Genomic DNA, 19,324 nt, shown 5'->3' with positions numbered 1-19,324 from the left:
TATCTGCGTTCCTCTGCGTTCATCTGCGGTTAAAAATCTTACTTCTAATTAATCCGAAACACCGACTTAGCCGTCGATTTCAGAGAATTAGCCGCATCGCTCAAGGTTTGCGCGATCGGCTGTTGCGAGTGCATGAACACCCGAGCCGTATTGCGTCCCGGCATCCCGGAAATCGAGCCGCCGGGGTGCGTGCCCGCACCGGTGAGGAACAAACCGTCGATCGGCGTTTTGTAATTCGCCAACTCCGGTAACGGACGGAAAAATATCATCTGATCCAGCGTCATGTCAACGTGGTAATAATTTCCCTTCAGCGCCCCCAAACGCTCTCCCAATTCTGCCGGACTTTCCACGCGGCGGCCGATAATTGAGTTCTTGATATTGGGCGCGTATTCTGCTAATTTGTCAATGCAGCGATCGGCAACTTTGTTTTTCAGCTCGTCCGTCCAACCCGTACCGTGCTGGCCAGTTCCTTCAGCATTTTCGATCTGGTAGGGAGCAAAAAATTCAATCCAAGCCGTGTGATGTCCGGGGGGAGCCATTGACGGGTCTCGTACCGTCGGAAACACGACATACATCGACGGATCGGAATCGGGGATTTTGCCGATCGCAGGCTCGCTGTGGGCAATTTCCACGTGTTTCACCGAGTCAGCAATTAAAACAGAACCCATTAAATATTCGTCTCGATGGTTCCAGCGATCGAACTTAGGTACCTCATTGAGAGCTAAATCTATTTTCAGAATTGTCTCATTGTTATTGACAATTTTGCGCTCCAATCTTTCACGCAAATTCGGATCGGCACTGTCAACATCGCTATCATCCATCAAGTGCAGAAACAAGCGCTTCGCATCAATATTAGAAATCACACCTTTAGTAGCGCGATATTCGGTGCCGCCTGCAACTCTAACACCGACAGCGCGGCCGTTATCAACTAATATTTTCTCGACGTGCTGGTCGGTAAGTATTACACCCGCATAGGTTTTCACTAAATTGACCAGCGCTTGCACCAATGCACCCGTTCCTCCGCGCGGCCTCGCCATCCCCGGATTGTGGCGCATCGCCATCATAATTGCGCCTACAGCAATGGTTTTTTGTGAAGGAGGCGCGCCCAATTCTGCGGCCAGTCTTGCCAAAGGTGCTTTCAAAAATTCCTCATCAAACCACTCGTTGAGAATGTCCTCAGCGCTGGTAATCATCGTGCGAATAAAGTCCAGCGTTTTGTCTGGAGAACCAATGACTGAAAATAAGTCTTTGAGTTTGGCAATATCGTAGTTACCGGCAATATCTATTATAGACTTTGGCGGCGCGTTAAACATCGGAATCATCGCGCTTAAAGCGCGCTGCCAAAAATCTGTATATTCGGCATATTTTTTCGCATCGCGTTCGTTGTAGCGGGCAATTTCTGCACAAGTTTTTTCTACGGAACCGTGCGCTAAGAAATATTTGCCGTCTGGATGCGGACAAAACGCCACTGGATCGCAGTAAAGATATTCTAATCCGTATTTTTCCAGTTCTAATTCTTCTACGACCGGCCCTAAATGGATAAATTCGTGGTCGATCGCGCACAAGTTGAATTTAAAATCGGGTAATTCGGGAATCGCAGCTTCGGTAGTCGCGGCGCCGCCGGGAACCGAACGTTTTTCTAACAAAAGAACCGTATATCCGGCTTTGAGGAGATAAGACGCACAGACCAGCCCGTTGTGACCTGCTCCTATGATAATCACGTCATACGTTTGCATAGATGAAGCTCTGGGATAGGATGTTTTGCTCATTTTACAAATGTTAACAACTTTGCGGGCTCTATCAATAGAAATAGATTCATCTTAAGAGATTAGTTGGAGCATCTTACAAAAGATGGAGTTCTTACCAAGTCCTGCTGTGCGATCGCCTTTATTTCCTCTTGAATTTACCGATAGCTCGCCCCGCCAATTTGCCGAGCATCATACCACATAACTTTTCATTTATCTATTTTACAGAAAAATTTAACAATCCGTAGGATTTCCCAGATAAACTATTGTTTTGTAAACCAATGAAACAAAGCCGCGATCGCCGCAGTGAGCTTGATAAAGTTCGGTTAAATCCGAGATAAGTTTCTGCAAGGGAGATCCGGAGTTCGGCATATAAGATGAGCTTCGTGCCCGCCCGATTAACCCTGCTAAATCTAGATCTTGTTTGTTAGCAAATTCGAGCGATCGCACATCAGTAAAATCTGCACTCGCAAGCAAAGGTTCGATCGAGCGATCTCGCTTGGAGGCAGGATGATTGTTGGAAGCGCTTTTAACAATTTGAGTGTAGCCCTCTGTCAGCGCATCCGCGCGATCGCGCAAATTCCAAACTACAGCCAACCTTCCCGACGGCTTGAGAATTCGCCGAAATTCTGGTAAAGTTAGAACAGGATTGAACCAGTGGAAAGACTGGAAACACGCGACTAAATCGAGTGATTGGTCAGGCAAATTACTGGCTTCCGACGTTCCGTCTCTAAACTCTACTAAAGGATGAGCTGCGGCCGCTTGTCTCATCTCGGTATTGGGCTCAATTGCTAATACTCGAAGGCCTCTTTCTGCTAACAAACGGGAAGAAATCCCCGTACCTGCACCAATATCTGCTGCGGTTAACTGTGAAGGTTCCCCAAGTCCTGCTAAAATCGCATCGATCGCAGCGGCTGGATAAGTCGGACGGTATTTGACATAATCGGCGGTGCGATCGGAAAATCGACCGAGTGGATTCATCTCGTATAACGGCGGTTTGGAGTTATCAGTCATTAGTTATTAGTGTGGCAGTTTCATCTTAGCCTAATTTCCAAAAATATAAAAATTTTTCCGGATACCTTGTATTGAAAATTGTAAACATCAGTAGAAATTGACTTCTGTTGTAAGTTACGAGCATTGGGGACTAGCTGAATAAAATTTTTCATCCGAGCCAGCTATTGCTGGTGAAAGTTCCCGAACGTCAGCATTGATATTAGCTCTATTAGCATCGGTTGTGTAAACAACAATTCTTACCCACTTCTGCATCTATGGGGGAGCGGGGTAGTGTGATATTTCTGATTGTGCTTACGTTGAACTCAAGTTTAGCAAAGGGTGTGAGTAAGTTATCTTCAAAACAAGAGAGGAGTTAGTATATGAACAATACACAGAATAATCCAAATTCAGGTCAGACCGTACCAGATCCAAGTCAGACTCCACAAAATTCAGGTCAGACTCCACAAAATTCAGGTCAGACTCCACCAAGTTCCGACTGGAAAAAAAAGTTGAAGGTAGCAGGCAAGCGGGTAAAAAATCTGATATTTGGCACGGCTTTATTCGGGGGAGTTGTCAAAACAATAGAATTTTTCGTGAATATATCCCAAGTGCCTCAAGCAATATGTATTCTGACTCCTTACTGTCAGCCACCGCTACCTCGTCCAGTATGGATAGCAACAACAATACAGGATGTGTACATAAAAAAATTGAATAACTATGAAGTTGACACTACTTTAGTTGTGACCGATAAACCTCCAGACAAACAACCTGAATACGAGGTGTCTATTATTAGGAATGTAGATCAAGATTTATCAAAAATTGGGCGAGAGTATAAACAAAATTCCGGTCAATATGAAGCTCTTCTCAGAACAGCAAAGAACAATCGGACACCTCTTTGTCTAGAAATTTATGGTCGGCGTAATTTTAAAACCAGTGAGTTCAAAAATATTATTGGTATCAAGGAGTTTCCGTCAAACAACAATTATGATAGCCTGAAACCAGAACAACGTAATCAACTATGTGAACCCCCAAGGTTGTTAGGCTCTCTTGGATTTGTGGTGGGAAGTGTATCGGAAAGTACAGAAGTTTAGTGATAAAATCGCTGAAATCCTTACCCTGAAACACATAAGCTATATCAATCACCGGATAGCCAGGAGAGCCGGTTGTTATAGAGTGCTGAAATTTAACGTGAATTAAAAAGCTAGTCTGTAAGGGACAATCTAAAAAATCCGGTTTCTGAGTTGCAGCGCGATCGCCCAACCATCCAAGAAACCGGGTTTCTGCGATAATTTTGGCATCCTCACGAGATTTTTCTGAGAAACCCGGTTTCTGAGGCCCTGCGCGATCGCCCAACCATCCAAGAAACCGGGTTTCTGCGACAATTTACGCTTCCCCACGAGATTGTCTGAAGAAACCCGGTTTCTTTGACCCGCACTATCGGAGATTTTTGATTCTGACGCACCGACTCTCCGAGATGCTTCTCTTCAGTTCCTCTGGAAAATCTGGCTGTTATAATTGCAATTGAATCAAGCTTTTGAGGAGGGAGTTCTATCAGCATCAAATATCTCAGTGACTGGACTGACGAGGAAGTTTATCAGGAAGTCTGGCAAATCACCTGCCAATTTGACCTTCTCGAATGTGCTGAGTGTGCTAGAGCCATAATCTAGTGGTTGCGCGATCGAGGAATTGAGAAAAAGATTCTAAGACTGACGACACGATATGGTGAAGACTATATTCTCAGCGATCGCCTCGGAGAACAGGGGATTTACGAGTCTATCACAGTCAACGGTCAACATTTTGCTGTCGAAGTTAGGGGCAAAGTCTTCGATAACCTTTCTGCACGAGGATTATCGCGAGATGATTGGTTAAAAGACTTTCACTGTCATAGCGATCAATTTGTTATGACAGAATTAGAAAATTTGTAAAAGTATCTGAAAATGAGTAACCTTTTTGAACTCCTTAAAAAAATAGAACAGAAACCCGGACTCTATATTGGTACGGCTTCAGTTACCGCGCTGCGACAATTCCTAGTCGGGTACAAATTTGCTCGCCAGGAAATGGGAATTATGCCAACAGAAGAAGAAGAATTAGATTTTTACCAAGAATTTCAACCCTGGTTGCAAGTCCACTTTTCCATTCAAACTGCCAATTCCTGGGACACAATTATCCTGTTCAAGTGCGCTGACGGAAAAGCTGCTTTTGCCTCTTTCTTCCGACTTTTAGAGCAATTTCGCAACCGCGACAAAAGCCAGGACATTAACTCAATTTTGTTAGAGCGCGAGGTTGAAAAAACAGAAAAAATTGCTCGATCGCGATCGGCTAACTATCCAAGAAACCGGGTTCCTGCGACAATTTACGCTTCCCCACGAGATTGTCTGAAGAAACCCGGTTTCTGAGGTGTAGCGCGATCGGGGATTGTTGATTCTGACCCATCAGAAACACTATCAACTATCAACTGTCAATTGACTAATTACTTTAGTTCATTAAGCGCCGCCTCGGCTTTTTGTGCGCCATCATTGTTTCCTTGCTGGCGGTAAGTGTCGAGGGCTTGTTGAAAAGCTTGAATTGCGTCGGATGTGCGATCGCGCGCTTTGAATGCTTTACCCATATTATAATAAGCTTCTGCTCGGTCTGGATCGAGTTGGATCACTCGCCGAAAAGTGATAATTGCTCCTGAGAAATCTTGTTTTTGTAGTTGAATTTCCCCGATCGCAGCGTATGCTTCCACTAGATTCGGGCGCACGTCAATCGCCCGCTTATAAGCTACGATGGCTCCGTCTAAGTCATTTTGCCCCTTGAGAAGTTCGCCAATTTCTAGCTGCACTTCTGGATTCCGAGGCTCCAATTTGGAAGCTTCTTCAAAAGCTGCAAGCCCTTCGGAAGTGTTGTCGCTGCGAAGCAGGGCAGTACCTAATTTTAACTGGATGCTGGCTTGTTTGGGAGCGAGTTTGGCTGCTTGTTTGAGTACGGTGACAGCACTGGCAAAATTTCCCTGCTGGATCAATACTAAACCCATTGAAGAATAAGCTTGCCAGCTTTTTGGATCGAGGGCGATCGCCTCTTGGTATGCTTTAAATGCACCGCTGTAATCTTTTTGCTGAAACAGCACTACTCCAAGTCCGATTCGGGCGTTGACATTTTTGCGATCGAGGGCAGCGGCGCGGCGGTAAGCTGCTGCTGCTGCGGGATAGTTTTGCAGGTTCGCCATAGCATATCCTAAGGCGTATTGAAAGTCAGCATTTTTGGGTTGAAGCTCGATCGCCTGTTGGTAAAATTCCACTGAGGCTTGATAGTTGCCCTGACGCGCTTGTAGGTAGGCAATCCCGGAAAAAATACGCGGGTTTTCCGCATCTAAACGGGCTGCTTGCTGATAAATGGCGATCGCCTGAGTGTAGTCTCCTAAATCTACCAACTCGCGTCCTTGCCGCAGCAGAGCATCTAAATTTGAATTATTTTGAGCTTTAACTTCCACAGGCGTTTCTGCTGAGAGCGCCCGAAGCGGGACTGCCACAGCGCATCCTGCTATCAACAGCGTACTGAATACCAAGAGACTTTTTTTGTGAACGGCCATTTGTTTCAAAGAGTGTGTGGAATAAAAGAGCGAATTGGTGTCAGCTTAACAAGCTTACAGCTTAGAGTTTGCCTGGAATCTTTGAGCGGCGAGATGTAGTAAACCTACAGAAATCGACCAACTCAAAATTTTCGCACTTGAGGCCAACTGATGATTGTAACAACAACTGATATCATCCAAGGAGCAGAAATTCAATCTTACTTGGGAATTGTAACTGCCGAGGTTGTCTACGGCACAAACGCCCTGCGAGATTTCTTCGCGGGCATTCGCGACATCATCGGCGGGCGCACCGGCAGTTACGAGGAAGTGTTTCTCAAAGGACAGCGAGATGCCCTCGCGGAACTGGAAAAACGGGCCGGGCGCCTGGGTGCTAATGCCGTAATCGGGGTGGAAGTTGACACCGGCACGATTAATGTAGACTCTTCGGGGGCTTTGCTGTTGATTACTGCCGTTGGGACTGCTGTCAGATTGCGCTAAGTTCTCTTTCCTCTATACATCAGGGAACTTTTTTAACTGGATAAAAAAGTTATTGGTTATCAGCCCTAAGCCCGCAGTTATTAGCTAATAGCTGCGGGCTTAGGGCTGATGACTTTTTAGTTTCTTTCTTCAGACATAGATACTGGTTATTTCCCCAGGCAGATATGGTTTCTATCAATCTCAGCCACAATCAATACTTAGGTGAAAGATTGTTAAAAAATAAACCAACTCTCAAAGGAAAGGAAAAGCTATGGCATACGTAAATAGACCTGTAGATAACGTTGTTACCGAGCAGACTTTAGTTAAGCCGGTCATGGAATATCACGATCTAGTGCGGTGGGGCCCAATTTTTTCAGGTTTGGTAATTGCGATCGGCACGCAACTGGTGTTAAGTGCGTTGGGTGCTGCGATCGGCTTGAGCAACATTGCTAATTCCGGAGCTCCCCGGAGTATAGCCAGCAGCGTAGGTACTGGAGTCGGAATTTGGTCAATTATCAGTTTGTTAATTAGCTTGGGCGTTGGCGGTTGGGTAACTGCTCGCGCTTGCGGCCCGATGAACCGCAGCACCGCGCTTTTGAACGGGGCCATTTTGTGGGCAACTACCTTAACAATTGGCTCTTGGCTGTTAGCAAATGGCGTAGCCGGTACTTTTGGAGTTGTGGCTGCAAATGCCGGAGAAGCAATTAATCAAGCACAGCAAGGCGGAGTGAATTTGCCGAACCAAGCGCCTAACGTATCTGCTCAGGATGCTCGCAATATTGCTGAAAATGCTGCAAAAGCTGGTTGGTCATTTTTGTTCGGATCGCTATTGGGTTTGGTTGCTTCGATGGCCGGAGCATCCGCAGGCGCCCGCACTCCCCGGAATCACTTGTAAAAGTTTGGTGGGACAATCAAACTTCATGTTCATGAAAGCACTTTTTTAAGGTGCTTTTTTATAGGTTTAATTCGAGCATAATTAATTAGGTTTATAGCTCTCAATGTAGGGTGCGCAATGCGCACTGTTCACGACTCTGTGATACCATCTCCGTAAAAATATGCGGTTTGTGTATCACCAAACAGTCAGGAGAACCCAATGATCCATCCTCAGAACGTCGAAAAATATGCGGGCAACTTAACGGAATTGGCTGAGGATGTCGGCAATTTGAAGTATGATGCCCTAGCGGAGTTCCTGCACGTTTTGTCCGCCAAGATTGAAAAGGATGGAGCAAAAGATAAAGCACTCGCGCCGCGCACAACTGTCTTCCTCTTTACACGCCTGCTCCGCTCATTTGTCGGAGGTGGCATCAAGCATCGATCGAGCCTGGCACATCTCAGAGCCATACATGACCGCAGATCCTATTGACTAAGCAGAACATCAATCGGTCGTGCGTAATGCTTTTATGATAGTCAATTAGGTTTATAGCTCTCAATGTAGGGTGCGCAATGCGCACGGCCGTGCGCATTGCGCACCCTACTGAATTAGCACCCTACATTGAGAGGGATTTGCTCCGCCCGCACTCCACTACTTAAGCACTGAAGTATTTAGCCGCTGGGTGATAAGTGATAATTGCCGTAGTGGATTGTTCCGGATAAAGTTGTTCGCTTTCATCCATATACAGGTTTATACGATCGCACTTTAACAAATCCAGCCGTGCGCAATGCGCACCCTACTGACATCGGCGGTTTTTTGATCCATCAAAGACTTATGCAATCTTGTCTATAGAAGTAAGGTGCGCAGTGCGCACCCTACAAATTAAGGAATGAGAATTAAATAATTTACACATATTTGTGGGATGGGCGGGACGCCCGTCCCTTATAGACGGGCGGGACGCCCATCCCACAATAATTAAAATTGTAAGTTATTTACAGGAGCGATCCTAAGCAGTGAAGTATTTAGCGGCTGGGTGATAGGTGATAATTGCCGTAGTGGATTGTTCCGGATAAAGTTGTTCGCTTTCATCCATGTACAGGTTTATACGATCGCACTTTAGCAAATCCAATTGCTTGTACTGATCCGCCATATTCGGACAAGCCGGATAGCCGAAACTGTAGCGCGAACCGCGATATCGCTGCGCCAGCATATCCCGAATATTGTCCGGTTCCTCGCTAGCAAAACCCAATTCCCGGCGAATTCGCGCGTGAGTCCATTCTGCTACCGCTTCCGCCGTCTGTACCGCCAACCCGTGAAAGTAGAGATAATCGGTATATTGATTGTTAGCAAATAGCTTTTGCGCGTACTCGGTAGCAACTTCTCCCACCGTCGCTACTTGCATCGGAAAAACATCGATTTTACCGGATTCTTTCGGCGCAAAGAAATCGGCAATGCACAGCCTGCGCGCCGATTTTTGCCGGGGAAATGTCAATGTTGCAGCGGGTGTCGATACATCTTGCCCATTATCCATAATTTCCGGGTTGTACAGATGCAAAGAATTGCCTTCAGCTTGACAGGGAAAATACCCGTAAATTGCTTGCGGGTGCAGTAACTTTTCAGTGATAATTTTGTGTTTCCATTCTTCCAATATCGGATAGACTTTCTCAGCTAAGAAAGCGTCGTATTCTTCCCGCGATTGGTCTTTTGGCTTGCGGAATTGCCACTGTCCCGCAACTAATGCTTGCAAATCTAAGTGCCAGAAAATCTCTTCAAAGGGGATTTCTTCTGGCGAGAACAGTTTTGTACCCCAGAAAGGAGGATTCGGGCGATCGATATTTGCGTCAACTGCTTCGGATCTCCTGGTATCAACAATCACCGGAATGTCTGCTTTATTGGCATCCTCAACCGCAGTTTCTACCGAAGTTTTAGCTTCTTTCACCGCCCCGTTACCATTTTCAGCTTCATCCAAGAATCCTTGCAAATCTTCCCAGTTACCAGCAGATTTTGCTGGCATCAGTTTGTCCATAAAATGCAAGTCAGAAAACGCATCTTTGCCGTAAACAACTTTACCTTTGTAAGTATTTTGGCAATCTTCATGCACAAACTTGGGAGTCAAAGCCGCGCCGCCCAAAATTACGGGAACAGTGATACCTTTCTGGTTGAATACTTCCAGATTTTCCTTCATAAATGCGGTGGATTTTACCAGCAAACCGCTCATCGCAATACAATCGGCTTTGTGCTTCTCGTAGGCTTCGATGATATTATCAACTGGCTGTTTAATTCCCAAATTAATCACTCGGTAGCCGTTGTTTGATAGAATAATATCAACCAAGTTTTTGCCGATATCGTGAACGTCGCCTTTAACAGTTGCAATGATGAATGTGCCTTTAGCGTTGTCCCCGGATTCGGACTTTTCCATGTGCGGTTCTAAATAGGCAACTGCCGCTTTCATGGTTTCTGCGGACTGCAATACAAATGGTAGCTGCATTTGTCCCGAACCGAACAATTCTCCGACTACTTTCATCCCGTCTAACAAGAAGGTATTGATAATTTGCAGCGGCGGATAGGTTTCTAAGGCTTTGGCGAGTTGGATGTCTAATCCAATTCTTTCGCCGTCGATGATGTGGCGCTTCAATCTTTCTTCTACGGGGAGGTTTTCGTCTTGGGTGCGATCGCGCTTGGTAGTTTTGCCCGCAAACACCGTTGTCAGGTCGCCCAAGGGGTCATAAACGCAAATATCGCCGTCGAACTCCCGTTCGTCGTAGATCAGTTTGCGGCAGATTTCCTGGTGTTTGGGGTCGATTTTGGCGATCGGCAAAATCTTATTAGCGCTGATAATAGCCGAATCCATCCCCGCCTGCATTGCTTCGTGCAAAAACATGGAATTCAAAACTTGCCGCGCCGCCGGATTCAAGCCGAAGGAAATGTTAGAAACTCCTAAAATCACGTGACATCCGGGCAATTCTTCGCGGATGCGGCGGATAGATTCGATGGTAGCCTTGCCGTTTTTTCGGTCTTCTTCAATCCCGGTAGAAATCGGCAAAGCCAGGGTGTCAAAAAAGATTTCCGATGCCGGAATTCCGTAGGCGAGGGCGGCGTTGTAGGCGCGTTGGGCGATCGCAAATTTTTGGTCAGCAGTGCGCGCCATCCCATCTTCATCAATCGTCCCGATCACAATCCCCGCGCCGTATTTCTTCGCCAACTCCAAAACTTGATAAAAACGCGGTTCTCCGTCTTCATAGTTAGTAGAATTTAGCAAACATTTGCCGCCCGCAACCTTCAAGCCGGCTTCCATCTTTTCCCACTCGGTGGAATCCAGCATTAAAGGCAAAGTTGCATTAGTCACAACGCGAGAAACTAATTCTTTCATATCGCGCACGCCGTCGCGCCCGACATAATCGACGTTGACATCGAGAACGTGCGCGCCTTCTCGCACTTGTTCTCTAGCCATTGCTACTAAACCGTCCCAGTCTTCGGCATTCAACAAATCGCGACATTTTTTGGAACCGCTGGCGTTGAGTTTTTCGCCGACAATTAAGAAGGAATTCTCTTGTTCGTAGGGTTGGGCACTATAAATTGAAGCTGCGGCTGGTTCCCAAGTAATTTCGCGAATTTTGGGTTTAAGAGTTGTGCCAATTTCTGACAGTTCGCGGATGTGATCGTAGCGAGTGCCGCAGCAGCCGCCGATGACTTGCACGCCTAAGTCTTCGACAAAGCGCATCAAGGCCATTTTTAATTCAATTGGCGTCAGTTTGTAGTGCGCGTGACCGCCAATGTTTTCGGGTAAACCGGCGTTGGGCACGCAGGAAACGACGAAGGGCGAATGTTCGGATAGATATTTGACGTGTTCCGCCATGCGATCGGGCCCGGTAGCGCAGTTTAATCCTAAAATATCTATGGGATAGGGCTGCAAAATAGCTAAAGCGGCGCTGATGTCGGAACCGACTAGCATTGTGCCGGTGGCTTCCATTGTGACTGATACCATCAACGGAATTCGCGCACCTTTTTTCTTAAATACTTCTTCAATGGCATTTAATGCTGATTTAATTTGCAGCACATCTTGACAAGTTTCGACAATAAATAAGTCAACGCCGCCGTCATAAAGTCCTTCGGCTTGTTCGGTAAAAGCGGCGGTGAGAGTGTCAAAATCAATGTGTCCTAAGGTTGGCAATTTGGTTCCGGGCCCGATCGAGCCTGCGACAAATCTCGGTTTTTCCGGCGTGTCAAATTCGGCTGCGATTCCCTTGGCGAGTTCGGCTGCGGTTTTGTTGAGATAATAGGCTTTGTCGGCTAAATCGTACTCCGCGAGCACGATGGAAGCAGCGCCGAAGGTGTCTGTTTCGATGACATCGGCGCCTGCTTCGAGGAATCCCCGGTGCACGTTGGCGACGGCTTCCGGTTTGGTGTGCACGAGATATTCGTTACAGCCTTCGTATTCTTTACCGCCGAAGTCTTCTGCGGTGAGGTTTTGGACTTGCAGGTTGGTTCCCATGGCGCCGTCGAAGACGATGACGGGGCGCGAGGGGTGGTGGAGTCGATCGAGAAATCTGCTATTCATCAGCGGTAAAAAGACGTAGGTGCTATATATTTACATTTTTATCTATTGTGCAATATTCTCAACAGTTATGTGAATCTTGGGGAACGACTGATGACTGAAGGATTTAATGCTGCTGACCGTAGTTCGATCGCGCCTCTAATTTTACCGATCGCCCTGGATAATTGTCAAAATTCTGCTGCGGGCGCGGGTGTGGGGGGAAAACGGGCGATGGACTCTGAGGGGTTTTTTCGCTTAACTGTTGAGGATTTTTGCGAAAATGCGATCGAGATCATTAAACGAGTGATGCAAAAGGGCGATCGGATTATCTTACAGCAAGCCGGGGAAGATGTAGGGGCGATCGTCCCCGAAACAGAATTTCAAAAGTTAGATTATCTCATGGAAGATCTCAAACCATCACAATTCTTTCCTGACGAAGAAGCATATTATGAAGATGATGGAGCCATCCACTGCATTTACCCGGACGAACTTGTAGAAGACCTTGATAATATCTTAGCAGATGTCCAGGAATTCGACGAATTATTTGGTTTATTGCCCACAGAAGAAATGGGAGAAGATGTTGATATTTTCATCTCTGTAGCTATTCTCATGTCTATCGATCGTTTTTGGGTGCCAGACTACCTAATCGCCGAGCAAGCCCGATTAAAAATGCTATCATAATACTATTCGTAGGGTGTGTCGCCATAGAAAATACGTCGCATCCTCTCGACAATCTAATAGCGACGCACCTAACAATAAAAGGTTCGTAGTGCGGACTTCAGTCCGCATAAAATCAAAGGACTGAACTCCTCACTACGAACCTGACAACAATTAGAGAAATTTTCCAAAATCCCAACCTATAATAAAGTATAAAAGGTTCGTAGTGCGGACTTCAGTCCGCGTAAAATCAAAGGACTGAAGTCCTCACTACGAACCTTTAAGAAGGACTGAAGTCCTCACTACGAACCTGTTAGTCTTAGAAAACATTAAAACTTTTCATTATTTCTTTCTCATCTTTCTCTGTGAAACTCTTTTAGGCAGGTGCTTAATTTCACTTTCGGTTGGAACTTCCACTTTTTCTACAACTTCTAAATCCACAATTTCAACCTCGCCCCCGCTGATTTCTTCCGCTTCCTCAATCTCCTCCAAATCCTGCTGATGTTCGATTAACTCCACTCCCAACCCAGAATCTAGAATCGGCAATTCATCGATTTTTTCACTAATCTCAGATTCTCCAATCAAATCCTCAATTCCCGGCGCCACTAAATCTTCCTCAATTTCTTGACTAATTTGAGTTTCTCTAATTTCCTTCTCTACTAACTGCACCGATAACTGCTGGTTTTCCCTTGACAAATGCTCAATCTGAGTCGCTTGAATTCTAAGCTGCTCATTCAAAACGCGAATTTCTCTGTTTTGCTGCTGAATCATTTCTTCGCCATCAGCAATAGTTCGATTTCTTTCTAAAATTACCTCATTTCTAGTTTCTAATTCCAAAGCGCTCATCGCTGCTTTAATTACATTATAAAAATGCGGCTTAGATACATCAACTTGTTTAGCATTATGGCGACTTTTCCCCAAAAGCCCCATCTTTTCTCCTTGTTTAACAGCCAACACAAAACCTTGATGATTTTTAATTTTTAATTCTTTGACAAAATCAACTTGAACTAAACTGCAAATATATCTGTGACAGTCATAATAAAACTCTGCTTTCATGAAAAAGCACCCCTTTCTGCTACAGTCCGGCAGAATTATACCACGAACAAGGTTAAAACTAGAACAAAATATCTAAACCTATGGTTTGCGCCGATCGCCCTACCATAATTTCATATCAATTCCAACTGCGCCGGAATGATATAATTTCAAGTGTTGTAGGGGCTCCCCTCGCCAGTATCTTTGCCAGTATCGACAAATTATATAAACCCGCCCCCCCTAGGAGAATTCCGTATTTACTAAAATTAATCAAAAATCAATAATCGATCGCCCCTAATTGCGCTCTTTGCTGACATAAGCGACTTCCAATCCGTGACAGTAATAAGCTGTTTCTAAATCAACAATTTCATGTTTAACTTGAGGTTCTATTTCAAACAAGCTTAACTGAATTGGCTCATTATTATTTTTACCTTTGTTAAACTTGCTCAAAAGTCTTGCTTCTAAATCCTGGTGCGATTCTAAACTGCCATCGGACAGAATGTGATTAATCTGCAAATTAAATTCTTTGAGTTTGTGGCAAACTAAAATCGTCCGGTGACAAGTAAGCGGGTCTTTTTCCGCACACATTAAACTGATTTTATAATGGGCTGCGCCTTTTAGCAAGCGCTGAATTCCTGCGGCAAATAGAGGAGTGGCTGCTATGCGATCGTACAAAGCTTTACCGCTAGTATCGTAACAGCTTAAGTCTTCCGGCCTCGCGCCCAACTCTTGCCCCAAAAAAACATATTGAATCCCGACAGCAGACAGAGAAGCTGTAATTTCTGATTTATTAAAATGAGGTAAATAGCGGCTGAAAGGATGCGATCGCACGTCCGCCACCGCCGTAATTCGGTGTTGTTGCAGCAGCAAAAGAAACGCTTCAATACTGTGATTGGAGTGTCCGATCGTAAATAATTCCATTGCTTCGATCTTACTATTAAGTCTTCAGCTTGCAGGCGAGATTTTCTGTGGTCTGATAGTTTCAACCTGCGGGTTTCTTCACCAACTTTTGAATCCAAATTTGCAAACCCAGCAGCATCAAACCGACGGCCGCCAGCCCAAATACGCCCGTACCCAAAGCCACCATTCCCACTACCAAAGTTCGCACTGCGACACTAATTTTCAGCACAGTAATATTGGTGGAATGGACGGGCTTGCTAGCAAAATTTAGAGCGATCGACATAGTTAGCGAATACAAACCAAAAGCGAACACACTCGCGATCAGCGAACCAGTCACGCACCGCAAAACCGTCGGCTGCCGAGAAGATGCAGGCGTTGCATCCGCCGCCGAACTTAGAGGTTGAGATGTAGAATTTGGAGTAGTTAAATCAGCCATGGCGATTTTAGATTTGAGATGTTAGATTTTAGCTCTCTGGTTAATTCACCCAAACTAAAATCTGTGTTTGCTGACATTTTATCAGTTCTGCGAGTTCAATAGAATCCGTGCAAAGTTAGATTCATTTTTGCCGATCGCCCCCATTGGCGTTTAACGGACGATCGCGATCGCACCATCTGCGAGTTACACCCTCGCAATCGGCGGTTTCGCATCATTTCCTTCCGAAAAAATCCGAATCCCAGTATTGCTAAACTTTGCTACCCAAAAATCCAAATCGGGAGAAGCGATCGCACTTTTCACCCGTTCCATAACCTGCTGAGCCTGCTCTTGAGACTCGCAGAGTGCAAACACCGTCGGCCCGGAACCGGACATCATCGCGCCCAAAACCCCCGCCGACTCAAAAGCCTCCCGCAACTGCAACACCTGCGGGTACACGGGCAAAGCAACTTTTTCTAAATCGTTGTGCAGCAATTGACCAATTTTCGATCGATCTTTTTGGGCGATCGCCCCCACCATCGGCCCCGAATGCAGTCTTTCCCGGCGACAGTCCAAATCCTCCGGCGCACAATAGGAACTACCGAACTGCTGGCGATAAGTTTGATACGACCAGGCCGTAGAAATACTGAGATTGCGAAACTTCGCCAGCACCACAGAAAAACCTCCCAAATCCGGCAGCGGAGACAGTTTATCCCCGCGGCCGGTTGCCAAAGCCGTACCTCCTCCAATGCAAAAAGGCACATCCGAACCCAAAGTTCCCCCCAACTCTTGCAACTCCGACTGAGTGAGTCCCAATTGCCACAGCAAATCCATCCCGACTAAAACTGCGGCTGCATTTGCAGAACCGCCGGCGAGCCCCGCAGCCACCGGAATCTGCTTGTGAATGGCAATCTCGACTCCGCCGTATTTCGCCAAAGCATCGGGGAATTGCTGCGCCAACAAATCCGCCGCCCGGTAAGCGAGGTTATTCTTGTCCGGCGGGACTTGCGGGTGATCGCAGCGCACGCGGATCGTGTCCGTACCGATCGCGCGCAAGTCAATTCGATCGGCCAAATCTATGCTTTGAAGAACCATCGCCAGTTCGTGATATCCGTCGGGGCGATCGCCTATTATCTCCAAATACAGATTGATTTTTGCTGAAGCTAGCAGAGAATATGAACGCATAGGTGATTAAGCCGCGGGTGAAAGAAACCCCTGGTTGAAATTAATTGACACGAGTCAGAGTCCATTTTCTCACAACTCAAAGGAAATATTATGCAGGAAATGTGGAAAACTTTTTTAGTTCGGGATCATTTATTCCTCACCGGCACTGCTATCTGTGGCAGACTCCTTTAGTCTGGCTTCACGTAGCCTCAGATTCAATAATTGCGATCGCCTATTTCTCGCTCCCGATTACACTGGTTTACTTTATTTCCAAACGCGAAAGTCATTAGTCATTATTCATCAGTCATGTTTTGCGAGTAAACAAGAGTTCGCGAACGTTATTAATCATCAGTTATCACTAAACTTATTGCATAAATCTTTGATTGATAGGCGAACCACAGATGCAACCGACGATGCAACGCAGATTATTTCCAGATAAGAAAGCTTGGGAGTGCAAGGATTCTAGTCATCGGAAAACAAATTATTGCTCAAATTTACCCATTGCGCCACGCTTAAATCTTCAGCGCGAGATTGAGGATTTATCTGTAACTCTTCTAACAATTGAACGAGTTTATCTAAATCCACAGATCCTTTCAAATTATTTCGCAGCATCTTGCGCTTGCTGCCAAATCCCAACTTGACTAAAGTCTCCAAATAGCGCGGATTAACTGCTGGCGTTTCTATTACTCGGGGAATCAGCCGCACCACGGCAGAATCGACTTTTGGCGGCGGATAAAAGTCTCTTGACGGCACATCGCAAATTAACTCGCATTCTGCTAAATACTGCACCCGCACGGACAATGCGCCAAAAGCTGTCGAACCCGGTTTAGCGTAAAGCCTTTGGGCGACTTCTTTCTGCACTAAGAGCACGATCGCATCGAAGGGTTTCGCAACCGGCCCAGATATCGTTCCCAGGAGTTTTTGGAGGATGGGGCCGGTGATATTGTAGGGAATGTTGGCAACAACTTTATTGGGATCTTGGAATTTGGGAAAAGCCCTTAGTTCAGCCTCTAAATCCATTTCCAGAAAATCGCCTTGCAGCAGTAAAAAGTTATCGGTTTTGCCGAGTTGCTTGGCGAGTTTTAGGCACAAATCTCGATCGATCTCCACAGCAACAACAGACTCAGCCCCAGCCAGCAAGCGCCGAGTCAGAATCCCCGTACCCGGCCCGATTTCCAGGACGCGATCGTCCTCCAAACTGGCTGCTTTGACAATCTTATCTAAGGCTTTCTCGCTTTTGAGCCAATGTTGAGCAAACTGTTTCCGGGGTCTGGTCGATCGCATTTTTTGAATTCTTCGAGAAATCTTAGCCTGCCATTCTATCACAACCCCATATTTTTTCCCAAACTAAAGTCATGTTGATTTTTGTAAACAGGGGTTGAATTAAGCAAAAAACTTAGGCATCATAAAAAAATTAGCGATTAAAAATAAGTTGATTTCTTCCCAATTACCAATCCCCAATTACCAATCCCCAATTACCAATTCCCCATTACCAATTCCCCATTACCAATTCCCAATTCCCCAAAAATGAACTTCCAACGAATATTTGGTACATTACCCAAAACCAAAGCCAGCGCCCCTGGCAGAGTAAATATGCTGGGCGAACACACAGACTACAACGATGGATTTGTACTTCCGACGGCGATTCCGCAGCGCACAACAGTACAAATCGGATTCAGCAGCGATGCGCGACACCATTTTTATTCAGCCGAATATGACGAACTCATAAATTTTTCAGACGACGATACCATACCGCAAAAATTCGTCAGTTATATCTGCGGCTGCATCAGACTTTTAGAAAAAGAAGGGTACAAAATACCGCCAGTAAATCTCTACATTACCTCGGATGTGCCCATCGGAGCCGGTTTGTCCAGCAGCGCCGCTTTAGAAATAGCCACCCTCAGAGGGATGCGCGCGCTCCTCAACCTCCCCCTAGACGACGTGCGGCTGGCTCAAATCGGACAGCTAACCGAAATCCGGTATGCCGGCGTGAACTGCGGCATCATGGATCAAATGGCGTCGAGTTTAGCAGACACCAAAACGATGCTATTTCTCGACACCCGCAGCCTCGAATACCGCCCAGTACGTTTTCCCACAGGCACAGAAATTTTAGTCATTGACAGCGGTGAAAGCCACGACTTAGCAGCCGGAAGCGGCTACAACCAGCGGCGCGCTGAGTGCGAGGAATCCGCCCGGATATTGGGAGTTAAGGCTCTCAGGGATATCACCGATCCCAAAGCAGTGGAAGTATTGCCGGAACCCCTCAAAAGGCGATCGCGCCACGTCGTCACCGAAAACAACCGCGTGCTCGAAGCACTAAAATCTTTGCCAGCAGAGCGTTTCGGCGATTTAATGAATGCTTCCCACGCGAGTATGCGCGACGACTACGAAGTTTCGGTGGTTGCAGTAGACGCCTTGGCGGCAATCTTGCAGTCAATCCCCGGAGTCTTCGGCGCGAGGCTGACGGGCGGAGGTTTTGGGGGTGCTTGCGTAGCCCTGGTCAAGAGCGGTAAAGTGGAGGCGATCGCATCAGAGGCGATCGATCGCTACCAGCGCGCGGGTTATCGCGGCCGCGTTTTGGTTCCAGAAATTCAAGTTAATTCTTAATTCCAGAACTATCTCCCGACAAAGAAGGCCACCGTACAGTCACGATAACCGAATCCTCCTGGGCCGACCAATAATGAGGCACTCCCGGCAGCCACAAAGCGTAATCTCCCTCCTGAGAAAGCAAGATTTCTCGCGAAGGAAATTGCAGGCGAAACCGCCCTTTTACGAGGATAGAAAGCGTAGTTGCAGCCCCATTTACCGCCCACTGAGTCCTGCAATCTCCCGCTTTGTGGATGCCCCATTTTACCTCTAACGCAGAAGTCGATCGCGCGTCATCTTCGGGCGTTATAAAGTGACCGGCAAACCACCCGCCGCGACTTGCGCCTTCAGCACCCGCATTTCCAAAAATCACTTCAGGTGACATCAGCTAATAATCTAAAAA

The 19,324-nt window shown here is 46.4% G+C and carries 19 protein-coding genes; 8 read left to right on the top strand and 11 right to left on the bottom strand.

All coding sequences use genetic code 11. The features are described 5' to 3' along the window. Positions 1–44 precede the first annotated feature (44 nt). Positions 45–1,736, bottom strand: coding sequence for a beta-carotene ketolase CrtO (crtO, locus tag JGK39_RS06895; RefSeq protein ID WP_293255510.1), 1,692 nt, complete (start codon positions 1,734–1,736; stop codon positions 45–47). Between the two features lie 243 nt (positions 1,737–1,979). Next, positions 1,980–2,759: a class I SAM-dependent methyltransferase gene (locus JGK39_RS06890; RefSeq protein ID WP_293296062.1), complete on the bottom strand. Its 780-nt coding sequence runs from the start codon at positions 2,757–2,759 to the stop codon at positions 1,980–1,982. 359 nt (positions 2,760–3,118) lie between these two features. Here JGK39_RS06890 and JGK39_RS06885 point away from each other — a divergent pair, with 359 nt between their 5' ends. Continuing rightward, a complete protein-coding gene (locus tag JGK39_RS06885; RefSeq protein WP_293255516.1) occupies positions 3,119–3,829 on the top strand; it encodes a hypothetical protein in 711 nt (236 codons plus the stop codon). A gap of 129 nt (positions 3,830–3,958) precedes the next feature. Here JGK39_RS06885 and JGK39_RS06880 read toward each other — a convergent pair whose 3' ends face one another. Continuing rightward, complete coding sequence (locus JGK39_RS06880) at positions 3,959–4,120, bottom strand: hypothetical protein (protein WP_293296063.1); 162 nt, start codon at positions 4,118–4,120, stop codon at positions 3,959–3,961. A gap of 288 nt (positions 4,121–4,408) precedes the next feature. Here JGK39_RS06880 and JGK39_RS06875 point away from each other — a divergent pair, with 288 nt between their 5' ends. Next, entirely contained in the window at positions 4,409–4,663 is a 255-nt protein-coding gene (locus tag JGK39_RS06875) for a papain fold toxin domain-containing protein (protein WP_293296064.1), read from the top strand. A gap of 12 nt (positions 4,664–4,675) precedes the next feature. Further along, positions 4,676–5,134 (top strand): hypothetical protein, encoded by a 459-nt coding sequence (locus JGK39_RS06870; protein ID WP_293255522.1) that lies wholly within the window; start codon positions 4,676–4,678, stop codon positions 5,132–5,134. Between the two features lie 74 nt (positions 5,135–5,208). Here JGK39_RS06870 and JGK39_RS06865 read toward each other — a convergent pair whose 3' ends face one another. Beyond that, positions 5,209–6,249, bottom strand: a complete 1,041-nt coding sequence (locus tag JGK39_RS06865) for a tetratricopeptide repeat protein (RefSeq protein WP_366048848.1) — start codon at positions 6,247–6,249, stop codon at positions 5,209–5,211. Between the two features lie 210 nt (positions 6,250–6,459). Here JGK39_RS06865 and JGK39_RS06860 point away from each other — a divergent pair, with 210 nt between their 5' ends. From JGK39_RS06860 to JGK39_RS06850, 3 genes are all read left to right on the top strand, one after another. Continuing rightward, entirely contained in the window at positions 6,460–6,786 is a 327-nt protein-coding gene (locus JGK39_RS06860; protein WP_194011360.1) for a YbjQ family protein, read from the top strand. Positions 6,787–7,036: 250 nt separating this feature from the next. Then, positions 7,037–7,660: a hypothetical protein gene (locus JGK39_RS06855; protein ID WP_293255534.1), complete on the top strand. Its 624-nt coding sequence runs from the start codon at positions 7,037–7,039 to the stop codon at positions 7,658–7,660. 198 nt (positions 7,661–7,858) lie between these two features. Further along, entirely contained in the window at positions 7,859–8,128 is a 270-nt protein-coding gene (locus JGK39_RS06850) for a hypothetical protein (protein WP_293255537.1), read from the top strand. Positions 8,129–8,642: 514 nt separating this feature from the next. On the opposite strand, the gene metH is transcribed toward JGK39_RS06850, so the two are convergent. Beyond that, a complete protein-coding gene (gene metH, locus JGK39_RS06845) occupies positions 8,643–12,194 on the bottom strand; it encodes a methionine synthase (protein ID WP_293296066.1) in 3,552 nt (1,183 codons plus the stop codon). 90 nt (positions 12,195–12,284) lie between these two features. Between metH and JGK39_RS06840 the strand changes: the two genes are divergently transcribed. Continuing rightward, positions 12,285–12,851, top strand: coding sequence for a type II toxin-antitoxin system Phd/YefM family antitoxin (locus tag JGK39_RS06840; protein ID WP_293255543.1), 567 nt, complete (start codon positions 12,285–12,287; stop codon positions 12,849–12,851). Positions 12,852–13,169: 318 nt separating this feature from the next. Here JGK39_RS06840 and JGK39_RS06835 read toward each other — a convergent pair whose 3' ends face one another. The 5 genes from JGK39_RS06835 to rsmA all read right to left on the bottom strand — a co-directional run bounded on the left by JGK39_RS06835 (position 13,170) and on the right by rsmA (position 17,619). Then, a complete protein-coding gene (locus tag JGK39_RS06835) occupies positions 13,170–13,883 on the bottom strand; it encodes a hypothetical protein (protein WP_293255546.1) in 714 nt (237 codons plus the stop codon). A 270-nt stretch (positions 13,884–14,153) separates the two neighbouring features. Further along, a complete protein-coding gene (locus tag JGK39_RS06830) occupies positions 14,154–14,780 on the bottom strand; it encodes a DUF488 domain-containing protein (protein WP_293255549.1) in 627 nt (208 codons plus the stop codon). A 61-nt stretch (positions 14,781–14,841) separates the two neighbouring features. Further along, complete coding sequence (locus tag JGK39_RS06825) at positions 14,842–15,195, bottom strand: DUF3082 domain-containing protein (protein WP_293255552.1); 354 nt, start codon at positions 15,193–15,195, stop codon at positions 14,842–14,844. 183 nt (positions 15,196–15,378) lie between these two features. Further along, positions 15,379–16,356 (bottom strand): 4-(cytidine 5'-diphospho)-2-C-methyl-D-erythritol kinase, encoded by a 978-nt coding sequence (ispE, locus tag JGK39_RS06820; RefSeq protein WP_293255555.1) that lies wholly within the window; start codon positions 16,354–16,356, stop codon positions 15,379–15,381. A gap of 441 nt (positions 16,357–16,797) precedes the next feature. Further along, positions 16,798–17,619: a 16S rRNA (adenine(1518)-N(6)/adenine(1519)-N(6))-dimethyltransferase RsmA gene (rsmA, locus tag JGK39_RS06815; RefSeq protein WP_293255576.1), complete on the bottom strand. Its 822-nt coding sequence runs from the start codon at positions 17,617–17,619 to the stop codon at positions 16,798–16,800. Between the two features lie 243 nt (positions 17,620–17,862). Between rsmA and galK the strand changes: the two genes are divergently transcribed. After that, a complete protein-coding gene (gene galK / locus JGK39_RS06810) occupies positions 17,863–18,942 on the top strand; it encodes a galactokinase (protein ID WP_293255558.1) in 1,080 nt (359 codons plus the stop codon). On the opposite strand, the gene JGK39_RS06805 is transcribed toward galK, so the two are convergent. Beyond that, positions 18,932–19,306 carry a signal peptidase I gene (locus tag JGK39_RS06805; protein ID WP_293255561.1) on the bottom strand — a complete coding sequence of 125 codons (375 nt, stop codon included), beginning with the start codon at positions 19,304–19,306 and terminating at the stop codon, positions 18,932–18,934. The two genes, galK and JGK39_RS06805, sit on opposite strands and share 11 nt — an antisense overlap. Between the last annotated feature and the right edge of the window lie 18 nt (positions 19,307–19,324).

It is taken from the genome of Microcoleus sp. PH2017_12_PCY_D_A, from assembly GCF_020738565.1.
Lineage (GTDB): Bacteria > Cyanobacteriota > Cyanobacteriia > Cyanobacteriales > Microcoleaceae > Microcoleus.
This window is presented reverse-complemented; position numbering and strand designations above follow the sequence as displayed.